Genomic DNA, 14092 nt, shown 5'->3' on the forward strand with positions numbered 1-14092 from the left:
CCACACCCGACACCAACACCACCGCACCTACTGGACCCACCACCTCGCCAACACCCCCACCCTCGACCTCCCCACCGACCACCCCCACCACCCCAACGGGGAACGGCCCGGGGCCCGTCGGTCGCTCCGGCTCGGGGCCGACACCGTCCGCGCGCTGACCGCCCTCGCCGAGGCACGGTCCACGACGCTGTACACGGTGCTGCTGAGCGGCTTCGCGGCGCTGCTGTCCCGGTACACCGGGCAGGAGGACATCGCCGTCGCGACCCCGGTCGCCAACCGGCCGGTGGCCGCGTTCGAGCGCATCGTCGGGTTGTTCGCCAACACCGTGGTGCTCCGCGGGGAGCTGCGCGGTGACCCGACCTTCGGCGAGCTGGTGGACCGGATGCGGGCCGTCTGCCACGAGGCGTTCGACCGGCAGGAGGTGCCCTTCGAGCAGATCGTCGAGGATCTGGCGCCGGACCGGAACCTGAGCCGGGACCCGGTGGCGCAGGTGATGTTCGTGTTGCAGAACGCCCCGGCCGCGGAGTCCGTGGTGGAAGACGTACGCCTTCGGCTGACGCCGGTCGATCCCGGACGGGCAAAGTTCGAGCTGTCGCTGGTCCTCGCCGAGGACGGCGACGGTCTCGCCGGCTATCTGGAGTACCGCACCGACCTGTTCGCGCCGGCCACCGCAGCCCGGATCGCCGCCGCCCTCGTACGGCTGCTCGACGAGACCGCCCGGCAGCCACAGCAGCGGTTGTCGGCGCTGCCGGCCACCGGACCGGGGGACCTCCGGCAGTTGGCGGCGTGGAACGACACCACCCGGCCCTACGACCCCGCCGGAGTCGTCACGCTGGTGGCCCGGCAGGCGTCCCGCACCCCGGGCCTGATCGCGGTCAGCGACGAGGACGGCGAGCGGTGCTACAGCTATGCGGCGCTGGTGGAAGAGGCCGACCGGCTGGCGGCGGCGCTGCGGCGGCGCGGGGTGGGCCGGCAGCAGGTCGTCGGGATCTGCCTGACCCGGGGGCCGATCCTCGTCGTGGCCGCCCTCGCCGTGCTGCGGATCGGCGCGGTCTACCTGCCGCTGGACCCGGAGCACCCGATCGACCGGCTGCACGATGCGCTGGACCGGGCACGAGCCGTGACGGTGGTGACCGACCTCGGCACCGAGGAGCAGATGGGGGCTCGGTGGCCGACGGTGCCGGTCGACGGGCCGCCGGAAGGAGCAGCCATCCGGCCGGTGGCGACCGAGCCCGACGAACTGGCGTACGCCCTGTTCACCTCCGGTTCGACTGGCCGGCCCAAAGCGGTCGCGGTGACCGTCGGGGGGATGTCGCACCTGGTGCAGTTCATGGCCGACCGGATGGATCTGGGGCCGGGGGACCGGATGCTCGCCTCGACCACGGTCACCTTCGACGTCGCGGTGACCGAGATGTTCGCCCCGCTCGTGCGGGGAGCCCAGGTCGTCATGGTCGGCCCCGACCGCCATCGCGATCCCGTCGAGGTGGCCCGGTTGTTCGCCGCGCCGACCACCACGGCGGTCCAGGCGACACCGTCGATGTGGGAGGCGCTGGTGCGCTCCGGGCTGGGACCGGGGACCGCGTTCGCGATCAGCATGGGGGAACCCCTCGGCGCCACCCTGGCCGGCCGGCTGCGTGACCTGGGCTACCGGCTGCACAACATGTACGGCCCCACCGAAACCACGGTGTACTCCACCGGCGAGGAGGTCGGCACCGGCACCCCGACCATCGGGGTTCCGGTGTGGAACACGGTGGTTCATGTGTTGGATCGGTTTCTGCGGCCGGTGCCGATCGGTGTGGTGGGGGAGTTGTACGTCGGTGGTGTCGGGGTGGGGCGGGGTTATCTGCATCAGGCGGATCTGACGGCGGAGCGGTTCGTGCCGGATCCGTTCGGTCGGCCGGGTGGTCGGTTGTATCGCACGGGTGATCGGGGTCGGTGGTTGCCTGACGGCAGGTTGGAGTATCGGGGTCGTACCGATCATCAGGTCAAGATTCGTGGTCACCGGATCGAGTTGGCGGAGGTGCAGACGGCGATTTGCGGGCATGCGCGGGTGACGGGTGCGGCGGTGGTGACTCGGGTGCATGCCACGGGTGTGCAGATCATCGGGTATTACGTCTCGGACGAGGCGGGGGTGGTGGATCCGGAGGTGTTGCGCCGGTATCTGGTCGGTCGTCTGCCGGAGCCGATGCGTCCGGCGCATCTGGTTGCGGTGGAGCGGTTGCCGGTCACGGCGAACGGCAAGCTCGATCATCGGGCTCTGCCGGCGCCGCCGGAGCGGGTCGCTGCGGGTCGGTCGGCGGGTACGGCCACGGAGCGTCTCGTCGCTGCCGCTTATCAGGATGTGCTGGGCAGGGCGGACGTTCCTGGTGCCGAGGACGACTTCTTCCTGCTCGGTGGGCACAGCATCCTGGCGATGCAGTTGTCGACGCGGTTGCGTGACCGGTTGGCGCGGGACCTGCCGGTGCGGTGGGTGTTCGAGCATCCCACGGTGGCCGCGCTCGCCGCCCACCTCGACACCACCACCGGGCAACCCGCCCATCTCGACGCCGGTCCCCGCGCGGGGACGGCCCGAGCCCCGTACCGACCGTCGTTCGCGCAGCGCCGACTCTGGCTGGCCCAGCAACTCGCCCCCTCGCGTACCGACTACCACGTGCCGTTGCTCGCCCGCCTGCACGGACCGCTCGACGCCGCCGCCCTGCGCGGTGCCCTCACCGCCCTGGTCGCCCGGCACGACGTGTTGCGCACCCGCTTCACGCTGACCGGCGACGGGTTGTCGCAGGTCGTCGACCAGCCCGCTCCGCTCGCCGTGAGCGAGGACGCGATGCCGGACCACGGGGCCGAGTCCGACCTGCCGGCCCGGCTCGGCCGACCGTTCGACCTGGGCGACGAGTGGCCGATCCGGGCTCACCTGCGCCGCGAGGGGCCGGATCGACACCGGTTGCTGCTTCTGCTGCACCACGTCGCCTCGGACGGCTGGTCGGGCGGGGTGCTGCTGCGTGACCTGGCCGAGCTGTACCGCGCCGCCCGCGACGGCACACCAGCGACGTTGCCGCAGGTACCGCTCCGCTTCGTCGACTACGCCGCGTGGGAGACCGACCCGGAGCGGATGGCCGGCTGGGAGGGGCAGCTCGGACACTGGCGGGACCACTTCACCGACATCCCGACCGTGGGGCTGACCCGGCCGCCGGCGGTTCCGCCGCCGGCGGACCGGCCCGGGTCGAGTGTGCCGATCCCGATCGACGACCGGCTCCGCGCCAGCATCGCCGATCTGGCCAGCCAGGCGTCGGTGACCGTGTTCAGCGTGCTGCACGCGGCGCTCGCCGTCATGATCGCCCGTGAATCGGGCACGGCCCAGGTCCGGGTCGGCACCGACGTGGCACGCCGGGACCGCCCGGAACTGCTCGACCTGGTGGGACCCCTGGTCAACCAGGCTGTCCTGGCCACCGACCTCCGGCCGGGGACAACCCCCCGCGCCGCCGTACGGGCCGCCGCCGACGCCCGCTCGATCGCGCTGGCGCATGCCGAGGTGCCGTACGAGCAGGTGGCGCGCAGCGCCGGCCGGCAGGGTGAACCACTGTTCACCACCAAGATCGTGTACGAGGACTCGATCCTGCCCCGCCAACTCGGCGATCTGACAGTCGAGTTCGTCACGGTGCCCCAGCAGCGGGCGAAGTTCGACACCACGCTCTTTTTCTGGGCCGACGACGACACCCTCACCGGCGTGCTCCAGTTCGCCCACGACGTGCTCGACGAGGCCGGCGCGGTACGCATCCGGGATGCCTACCTGGAGACCCTTCGCCGGTTCGTGACCTCACCGGACGGCTCGATCGACGGTTGGGAAGGAAACGACACACCCATGCAGCAGCCCTCGCCACAGCCCACCGGACCGGTCGGCCTGCGCGCCGTACGTCCCCGCCCGGTCGCCCTCACCGACGCCACCCCGCCGCCGGAAACTGAACCGCCGGTCCCGGTGACGGCGGACGGCGTGCTGCCCCGACTGGTGACCGCCCCGCCGGACCGGCCCGGCCTGGCCGCCTTCGCCGCGCGGCACCGCGGCCGGATCGACGAGTGGCTGCCGGTCGCTGGTGCGGTGCTGTTCCGCGGCTTCGCCGTCGACTCGGCCGAGACCTTCGAGGCCGCCGCCGCGCAACTCTGCACGGACCTGTTCACCGAGAACGGCGAGCACGTTCCGGTGCTCGACTCCGGCCACGTGCAGACCCCGGTCTTCTTCCCGCCCGAGCGCAAACTGCTCTGGCACAACGAGAACTCCTTCAACGAGCGGTGGCCGCACCGGCTGGTCTTCTGCTGCCTGCGGCCGGCGGACTCCGGCGGTGCGACGCCCCTGGTCGACGGCCGCAAGCTGTACGCACGCCTCGACCCCGCGCTGCGCCGGCGGTTCAGCGAACGGCAGGTCCGCTACGAGCGCTGCTACCAGCGGGGCGTCGGACTTACGTGGCAGCAGGTCTTCGGCACCGACGACCGGGCCGAGGTGGAGCGGGTCTGCGCCGCGCAGGACATGCGGTACGAGTGGCTTCCGGGTGACCGGCTGCGCACCACCTGCGTCCGCCCTGCCGTGGTGGCTCACCCGGTCACCGGTGAGCCCTGCTGGTTCACCCAGGCCCAGCACTGGCACCCGTACTGTCTCGACGAGGCCACCCGGGCCGGGCTGCGGGCCATGTACGGCGACAACGCACTGCCCCGGGACTGCCGGTACGGCGACGGGTCGCCGATTCCCGACGAGGACATGGCCGAGGTGCTGGCCGCGTACGCCGACCTGGAGGTCACCTTCGCGTGGCAACCCGGCGACGTGCTGCTTGTCGACAACGTCGCCACCGCGCACGCCCGCAATCCGTTCCACGGCGAACGCACCCTGCTGGTCGCCCTCGGCGATCCCGGATCATTCGCCGACGTTCGACTGTCGAGGGAGACCGGCGGCCTGCCGGAGGAGGCATCATGACCGAGACCCTGCCGGCGTACCGGACGTCGCGTCAGCAACGGGACCGGTTCGCCGCCGGCCCGCCCCGGCCCGTCTCCGCCCGGATCACCATCGACGGACCGGTCGACGCCGCGCGGTTGCGGGCAGCCGTCGCCGCCGTGGTCGAACGGCACGAAGCGGTTCGCACGGTGCTGCTTTCCGCTGCCGTGCCCGACGGTGTCGTCCAGCAGATCCTGCCGACCGCGCGGGCGTGGGCGTGGGGCGAGGGCCCGCTCGACGCCGAACGGGGGCCGCTGCTGCGGGCGGTCCTCACACCGGCCGCCACCGGTGCGGGGGAGCTGGTGCTCACCACGTACGACCGCAACGCCGACCCGGCCAGCCTGGTCACCCTCGCTGGTGAGGTGGCACGCGGTCACGCCGGGCAGGTTCCGACCGACGAGGTGGTGCAGTACCCGCAGTACGCGCAGTGGCAGCACGACCTGGCGCACGAGCCTCTCCCGCCGACCGAGCCGGTGAGCGGGCCACCGCTGCCGTTCGCCGTCGACGGCGAGGACGACGAGCCGGACCAGGACCACCCGGTCGTGGTCGACGGGATCGAATCCGCGCTGGCCGGTCTGCACCGGGACGACCTCGGGGCCACGGTCCTGGCCGCGTGGGCCGCCCTGCTGGCCCGGCTCGGTGACACCACCAGGGTCACGGTGGCGGTGCTCGGTGACGGTCGCGCCGGGGCGGAACTCGACGGGGCGGTCGGCCCGTACGCGCACCATCTGCCGGTCACAGTGCCGGTACCCGAGCAGGTCAGCGGCGGCGCGCTCGTCGCCGCCGGAAGCGCCGGGGTCCGTGCGGCGCGGAGCTGGCAGGACCGCTCGGACGCCCCCGAGCTGCCGCCGGACCTGCCGGCCCTGGCCCTGGTCGACCTGGCCGGGACCCCGCCGGTCGCCGGCCACCGGGTGACCGGGGTGTCCTGCCCACCGCCGCCCGGCCCGATCGGCCTGATCGTCGAGCGTACCGGCGACGCCGTGGCGCTGCGGGTCCACCTGCGCCCGGGTCGGTTCCTACCGGGGACCGGACCGGTGCTCGCCGACCAGCTCGGGGCGGTGCTGTCCCACCTGCTCTGCGCGCCGGACCGCCCGGTCGGGGCCGCCGACCTGTTCACCGTCCGCACCCGGAACCTGCTCGACACGGTGCGGGCACAACCCTCGGAGTCGCCGGACGGCCCCGCCGACATCCTCGGTCAGCTCGCCGAGCAGGTCCGGCGCGATCCACAGCGGACCGCGGTCGGCGACGCTCAGCGGACGCTCAGCTACGCCCAACTCGACGACGAGTCGATGCGGCTCGCGGCGCACCTGCGTGGGCGGGGGGTCGGCCCCGGCGAGCTGGTGGCGATCTGCCTCGAACCCGGATGCGACGCACTGGTCGCGATCGTCGCGGTCATGCGCGCCGGCGCCGCCTGGCTGCCGGTCGACCCGGAGTGGCCGGTCGCCCGGACTCGGCGCGTCATCCGCAGCTCCGGCAGCTCGGTGCTGGTCAGCACCGATCGTCTGCTGACCGCCGGTGCACCGGCCGCCGCGGATGGCACGGTCGTCCGGTTGGACCACGACGACTGGCGTGAGGCGGTGCCGGCGGCGGGAGCCCTCACCGTGCCGGACGGCTCCGACCTGGCGTACGTCATGTACACCTCCGGGTCCACCGGGACGCCGAAGGGCGTCGCGGTCACCCACCGGGGGCTCGGGAACTACCTACGGTGGGCGCGGCAGGCGTACCGGCTCGGCCCGGACACGGTCTCCCTGGCGCACTCCCCGTTGAGTTTCGACCTGACCGTCACCTCCCTGCTGGCGCCCCTGACGGCCGGCGGCCGGGTGCACGCCGGTCCGGGTGGGGTGCGGGGACTGGTACGCGGACTGGCCGAGCAGCCGGTCACGCTGCTCAAGCTCACCCCGGCGCACCTGGGTCTGCTCAGCCGGGCGGTGCCGGCGGAGCACCTGGCCGCCCTGCGTACGGTGGTGGTCGGTGGCGAGGCGCTGACCGAGGCGGCCGTCGCGCCGTGGCGTGCGCTCGCCCCCGACGCGCTGCTGGTCAACGAGTACGGCCCGACCGAGACGGTGGTGGGCTGCTGTGTGCATCCGTCCCGCAGGTCGACCGGCCGGCCCTCGGTACCGATCGGCCGACCGATCGCCAGCACCCAGGTGCACCTGCTCGACCCGGCCGGCCGCCGGGTCGGACTGGGCTGCGTGGGTGAGCTGTACGTCGGTGGTGCCGGTGTCGCCCGGGGCTACCACCGGGCACCGGACGCCACCGCGGAACGCTTCGTGCCCGACCCGTTCGACGCCGGCCGGCGGTTGTACCGCACCGGCGACCTGGCCCGCTACCTCCCGTCGGGCGACCTGGAGTACGTCGGGCGCACCGACGACCAGGTGCAGATTCGTGGGTACCGGGTGGAGCTCGGTGAGGTCGAGTCGGTCCTCGGGCGGCATCCGGACGTCGCCGAGGCGGCGGCGACGGTCCGCTCGGACCCACCGACACTGCACGGCTATGTGGTCGCGGCACCAGGTGCCCGTCCCGATCCGGCGGAGTTGCGCAGCTTCCTGGCCAACCGGCTGCCGGCGTACCTGGTCCCCGCCTCGGTCACGGTGGTCGCGTCGCTGCCGACGACCGCCAACGGCAAGGTGGACCGGTCCCGGCTGCCCGACCCCGGCGGCGCCACCGTCGAGGCGCGCGCGGACGCGCACGACGCGTCGGCCGACACGCTGGAGCAGCGGATCGCCGGTATCTGGGCGAGCACCCTCGGGGTGACCGAGGTCGGCCTCCACGACAACTTCTTCGACCTCGGTGGGCACTCGTTCCTCCTGGTCGAGCTGGCCGGTCGGCTCCGGGAGGAGTTCGGACCGGCGGTGACCGTGTTGACCGTCGTCGAGCACCCCACCGTCGCGTCGTTGGCCGCCGCGATCGGCGCCCGGAGAGGTACACCCGCAGACGGTCCGGGCCGGCAGCCCGAAGCGACCACCGAACCACCAACCGCGGACAGCCGCGCAGACCTCCGTCGCCGCGCCCAGGCCGCGGCCCGTGAACGGCATGGGAGCACCCGATGAGTACGCCGCAGACACCCCCCACCGATTCCGCGGTGCCCGCCGACGCCATCGCGGTGGTGGGTATGGCGGCCAAGCTGCCCGGCGCGCCCGACCTGCCGACCTTCTGGACGAACCTGCGCCACGGGGTGGAGTCGATCAGCTTCTTCGGCGAGGCGGAACTGCTCGCCGACGGGTACCTCGTGGACGACATCCGGCACCCGCAGTTCGTGGCCGCGCACGGCGCGCTCGCCGACAGCGGCCACTTCGACGCGGCCTTCTTCGGCTACGCGGCCCGGGAAGCCGAACTGATCGACCCCCAGCACCGGGTGTTCCTGGAATGCGCCCACCACGCGCTGGAGGACGCCAACCTCGTGCCGCACCGGTACCCGGGCCGGATCGGGGTCTTCGCCGGTGCGGGGCTGAACACGTACTTCCTGCGCAACGTGCTGAGCCGTCCCGACGTACTCGACGCCGCCGGCCCGACCCAGGTCGTCCTGGGCAGCGACAAGGACTACCTGGCCACCCGGGTCGCCTACAAGCTCGGCCTGACCGGGCCCGGCATCGCCGTGCAGAGCGCCTGTTCGACGTCGCTGACCGCGGTCGCCCTCGGTTGCCAGAGCCTGCTGAGCTACCAGTGCGACGCGGTCCTGGCCGGCGGGGTCCGGATCAGCTCCCCCCGCCGGGTCGGCTACCGCTACCTGCCGGGCGGGGTGGCCTCCGCCGACGGCCACTGCCGCGCGTACGACGTGGCGGCGCAGGGCACGATGGGCGGCGACGGCGCGGGCGTGGTGGTGCTCAAGCGCCTGGCCGACGCGCTCGCGGCCGGTGACCACGTCCACGGGGTGATCCTCGGTTCGGCGATCAACAACGACGGTGCGGCCAAGGCGGGTTTCACCGCACCGTCGGTGGCCGCGCAGGCCGACGTCATCGGCGAGGCGCTGGAGGTCGCCGGGGTCGACGCGCGGACCATCTCCTTCGTCGAGGGCCACGGGACCGCGACCGCGCTCGGCGACGTGGTCGAGGTCGCCGCCCTGACCCGCGCGTTCCGCCGGCACACCGACGACGTCGGCTTCTGCGCGCTGGGCTCGGTGAAGACGAACATCGGCCACCTCGACGCGGCGGCCGGCATCGCCGGCCTGCTCAAGGCGTTGCTGGCCCTGCGGCACCGGGAGATCCCGCCCCACCTGCACTTCACCGCGCCGAACCCGGCGTTGGCGCTGGACGACAGCCCGTTCCGGGTGAACCGCACCCTCGTCGACTGGCCGGACGACGGTCGGCCGCGCCGGGCCGGGGTCAGCTCCTTCGGGCTCGGCGGCACCAACGTCCACCTGGTGTTGCAGGAGGCACCCCGGCCCGGTCCGGTCCGGCGGGAACCGGCGCAGCCGGAGCTGATCGTCGTCTCCGCCCGCTCGGCGGCGGCGTTGAACCGGTCGTCGGCGGCCCTGGCGGGGCTGCTGCGCGGTGCCGACGCCCCGGCTCTGGCCGACGTGGCCCGGACCAGCCGGACCGGCCGGCGGGTCCTGCCGTGGCGACGGGTGGTCGTCGCCGACGACCCTGGGGCGGCGGCCGACGCGTTGGCCGCCGAGATCCCGGAGGCGGTCTTCGAGGAGTCCACCGCCCGGCCCGTCGCCCTTCTGCTGCCCGGCCTCACCGGCTTCGAGCCGGGAACGGGGCGCGACCTGTACGACCACGTTCCCGGCTACCGGGACGACGTGGACCGCTGCGCCGACCTGCTCGCCGGTGACCTCGGTCTGGACCTGCGCACGGTGATGTATCCGGCCGACGGGGCCGACGAGCGCGCCCGCGCCGCGTTGACCCGCAACGCCGTCTCGGTGCCGGCCCTGGTGGTCACCCAGTACGCGTTGACCCGTCAACTGCTGCGGACCGGGGTGCGACCGGAGGCGGCGATCGGGTTCTCGCTCGGTGAGTACGTCGCGGCGACCCTGGCCGGTGTCCTCTCCGTCGAGGACTGCATGCGGCTGGTCGCCGTGCGCGGGCGGCTCTATGACACGTTGCCGCCGGGCGGTGCCCTCGCCGTCGGGCTCGCCGCCGAGGTGGTCGCGGCGGAGCTGCCCGGGACACTGACCGTGGCGGCGTTCACCGGTCCGTCGTCGTGCACCGTCTCCGGACCGCCGGGCGAGCTGGCGGACCTCCGGGCCCGGCTGGACGCGCGGGACGTGCCGACCACGCCGGTGCGGACCACGGTGGCCGTCCACTCACCCGCCCTCGACGGCATCCTGGACGCGTACCGGCAGGTCTGCGCGACGGTCCGGTTCACCGATCCGGCGAGCCCGTACGTGTCCACACTGACCGGTGACTGGGCGACCGCCGAGCTGGTCACCGACCCCGAGTACTGGGTCCGGCAGTTCCGCGAGCCGGTCCGGTTCAGTGCCGCGCTGCGCCGCCTGCGCGACCGGTTGCCCGAGGCCGTGCTGCTGGAGGTCGGGCTGGGACACGGCCTCGGTGCGCTGGCCCGCCAGCAGGGCGACGTCCCACCGGCCACCGTGTCCACCCTGCACCGGAGGGCCGCGAGGGTGACCGACCGCACCGCCCTGGTCTCCGCTCTCGGGCAGCTCTGGTTGCTCGGTGTGGACGTGGACCGGCAGCCGCCGCCGGCCGGCCCACCGGTGCGGTTGCCCGGCTACCCGTTCGAGCGCGACGAGTTCTGGCTCAGCCCGGGGTCTGTGGTTCCGGGGCAGGCCACCCCCGGCGCGGTGCGTCCGGTGCCGGCGACTCTGCCGGCCCCGCCGGCCCGCGCCGACCGCGCCGACCCTGCCACCTGGTTCACCATCCCCGTCTGGCGGCAGCGCCCCCGCACGGACGCCGTGGCCGTGCGCCCCGGCGGGGAACGGTGGCTGGTGCTGCGCGGACACCACCCGCTCGGCGACAGCGTCGTGGCGGAGCTGCGTGCCCGGGGTGCCGAGGTGGTGGAGGTCGCGCCCGGTCCGGCCTTCGGCGCGGGCGGCCTCGATCCGGGCGGCGACGGGCCGGTGCTGGTGAATCCCGACCGGCCGGCCGACTACCGGACGCTGCTGGACCGGCTGGCCGGCGCGGGCCGGCAGCCTGACCAGATACTGCACCTGTGGTCGCTGGACGTGCCGGCACCGGACCTCAGCACGGAGACCACCACCGAGACCATCGCTGCCGTCGAGACCGGGCAGGTGCTCTCCTTCTACAGTCTGCTCTTCCTCGGACAGGCGATGGAGACCCTGCCGACCGCCGGCGCCGTCGCGCTGCGGATCGTCGCCGCCGGCCTGCACTCGATCAGCGGCACCGAACGGCTCAACCCGATCACCCGCACCGTGACCGGGGCCGCCCTGGTCCTGCCCCAGGAGAACGCCGAGCTGCCCTGCCAGGTGTTCGACCTGGACCCGGACCCGGCCACCGAGGATCCCGACCGGGTGGCGCGACGGCTGCTCGACGAGTGCGGCGAACCGTCGCCGGACCCGGTCGCCTGGCGCGGTGGTCGGCGCTGGATACCCGACTGGGACGTCCTCGACCTGCCCGAGCCGGTGACGGACCCGTTCCGGCCCGCCGGCGTCTACCTGATCACGGGTGGTGCCGACGAGTACGCCGACTCCTTCACCCGCGTGCTGGTCGACGACTACGCCGCCGACGTCACCATCGTCGAGCGGCCTGGTTTTCCCGCCGAGCAGCAGTGGGACGACTGGCTCGACACCCATCCCCGGCACGACGACACCAGCGAGCGGATCCGCCGCGTCCGCGCTGGACGGGCCGCCGGTGGCCACGTCTCGGTGGTGACCGCCGACGTCGCCGCCCCGGCGCAGTTGCGCCAGGCCGTCCGATCGGTCATCGAACGTGCCGGCCGCCTCGACGGGGTGCTGCACACCGCCGGGCTGGCCGAGGAACGGGTGCACTACCTGGTCCGGGACACCACGCGGGCGGTGTGCCAGGAGCGCTTCCGCCGCCGGCTGCACGGTACGGTCGCGCTCGGCGCGGCCCTGGCCGGACTGCCGGTCGGGTTCTGCCTGGTGCAGTCGACGCTGAGTCCCCAACTGGGTGGGCTGGGCCGGATGGCGAGCGCGGCGGCGGCAACCTTCGCCCACGGCTGGGTCGATCTGCTTTCCCGTACCACCCCCACCCGCTGGTTCAGCACCGACTGGGACGACGGTGAGTACGAGGTGGCCGCCGACCGGGAGACCGGTCTCGGCCCGCCGTTCAGCGCCGCCGAGGCGGTCGGGGCGATGCGGCGGATCCTGGCCCTGCCGGACCCGGCCCACCTCGTCGTCCTCGCCGACGACCTGCGGCCCCGCATCGACTACTGGCGGTACGGCCAGCACCGGGGGGTGGCACCGGTCGGGGGGCTGAGCGCCGCTCATCCCCGGCCACCGCTGGCCACCCCGTACGCGGCGCCGCGCAACGACATCGAGGAACGGATCGCCGCGATCTGGCAGCTCCTGCTGGGCATCGAGAAGGTCGGCGTCGACGACGACTTCTTCGCCCTCGGCGGGCACTCGCTGCTCGGCGTGCAACTCGTCTCGCGGCTCCGGTCCGGTTTCGACATCGACTTCCCGCTACGCACCCTGTTCGAGGCGCCGACGGTGGCGGGTATGGCACAGCAGGTCGTGCAGATCCAGGCCCGGCACACCGACATCGACGACCTGGAAGCCCTCCTCGACGAGTTGGAGAACATGGACGACGACCATGACGGGAGCGCGCCGTGACGGTGTCGGCCCACAGTGACGCCAGGTCCGGCACCTCCGTGGCCCGGCTGGCCGAGCGGGGTGCGGACCTGCTGCGGCAGGAGGACCCGGCCCTGCACGCGATCCTGGACCGGGAGAACCGGCGGCAGGAACGTTCGCTGGTCATGGTCGCCTCGTCAAGCGTGGTCGACCCGTCGGCGCTGGCCTGCCTGGCGTCACCGGTGGTGAACGTGACGGCGGAGGGTTACCCGGGCCGCCGATACCACGCCGGCTGCGCGCAGGTAGACGAGATCGAACAGCTCGCGATCGACCGGGCCCGCCGCCTCTTCGGAGCCGAGTACGCGAACGTGCAACCGCACTCGGCCTCGGTCGCCAACGAACTGGTGCTCAGTGCCCTGCTACGGCCGGGGGACGTGATCCTCGGGATGGACCTGCACCAGGGCGGCCACCTCACGCACGGATCGCGGGCGTCCTTCTCGGGGCAGTACTTCCAGGCCCACGGGTACGGGCTGGACGAGCACGGTCGCATCGACGTCGGCGCGGTCCGCGCGCTGGCGCGCCGGACCCGGCCCCGACTGATCATCTGCGGGGCGACGGCGTACTCCCGCATGGTCGATTTCGCCGCCTTCCGAGCGGTGGCCGACGAGGTGGGTGCGCTGCTGCTGGCGGACATCTCCCACGTCGCGGGGCTGGTGGTGGCCGGGCTGCACCCCAACCCGGTCGACCACGCGCACATCACCACCACCTGCACCCACAAGCAACTCTTCGGCCCGCGCGGCGGTCTGGTGCTGCTCGGCCGGGACGCGACGACGCCCGTGCCGGGTGGTCGCGGCACCCTGGCCGAGGCGATGCAGCGTTCGGTCTTCCCGTTCTTCCAGGGGGCACCGGCGGTCAACGTGATCGCGGCGAAGGCGCGGGCCTTCGACCGGTGCGCCACCACGGAGTTCCGGGACCTGGCCGCACGCATCGTCGACGACGCCCGGGCGCTCGCCGACGCGTTCGCCCGGCTCGGGTACCGAGTGGTCTCCGGGGGCACGGACAACCACATCGTGCTGCTCGACCTGAGCGACACCGGGTTGAGCGGGCTGGTCGCCCAGAACGCCCTGGAATCGGTGGGGATCCTGGTCAACAAGAACCACGTACCCGGCGACCGACGGCCCGCCTCGGTCACCAGCGGACTCCGGCTGGGCACCAACACCCTCGCGGTACGCGGAGCCGGGCCGGTCGACATGCCGACCTGCGCCCAGCTGGCGGACCGGGTGCTGCGGGCGGTACAGCCTCGCGGGGACCGGGACTTCCACCTCGACGCCGGGACCGCTGCGCAGGTGTCGGCCGACGTGGCGGCGCTCTGCGAGCGCTGGCCGTTACCGCGCTACCCGGCCGACGGCCGTGCCTGCACCACGCCCGCCTGGCCGAGTTGACCC

Annotated in this window: 4 protein-coding genes; all 4 read left to right on the forward strand. The window is 73.5% G+C overall.

What is annotated here, in order from left to right; translation table 11 throughout:
• Window positions 1–4957 (forward strand): non-ribosomal peptide synthetase (locus C569_RS0115985; protein WP_018786778.1); only part of this gene is annotated, 4957 nt, incomplete at its 5' end.
• A complete protein-coding gene (locus C569_RS0115990; RefSeq protein ID WP_018786779.1) occupies window positions 4954–8025 on the forward strand; it encodes an amino acid adenylation domain-containing protein in 3072 nt (1023 codons plus the stop codon). The genes C569_RS0115985 and C569_RS0115990, both read left to right, overlap by 4 nt.
• Window positions 8022–12689, forward strand: a complete 4668-nt coding sequence (locus tag C569_RS30405; RefSeq protein WP_081635957.1) for a type I polyketide synthase — start codon at window positions 8022–8024, stop codon at window positions 12687–12689. The genes C569_RS0115990 and C569_RS30405 overlap by 4 nt, the downstream gene beginning before the upstream one ends.
• Entirely contained in the window at window positions 12686–14089 is a 1404-nt protein-coding gene (gene glyA, locus C569_RS0116000; protein WP_018786781.1) for a serine hydroxymethyltransferase, read from the forward strand. Before C569_RS30405 ends, glyA begins: the two co-directional genes overlap by 4 nt.
• The last annotated feature ends 3 nt before the right edge of the window (window positions 14090–14092 follow it).

The organism is Micromonospora sp. CNB394, assembly GCF_000374985.1.
Taxonomy (GTDB): Bacteria; Actinomycetota; Actinomycetes; order Mycobacteriales; family Micromonosporaceae; genus Micromonospora; species Micromonospora marina.

Coding starts and splice junctions, on each gene's coding strand:
- C569_RS0115990 (WP_018786779.1), top strand. CDS start 4,954: ATGACCGAGACCCTGCCGGCGTACCGGACGTCGCGTCAGCAACGGGAC.
- C569_RS30405 (WP_081635957.1), top strand. CDS start 8,022: ATGAGTACGCCGCAGACACCCCCCACCGATTCCGCGGTGCCCGCCGAC.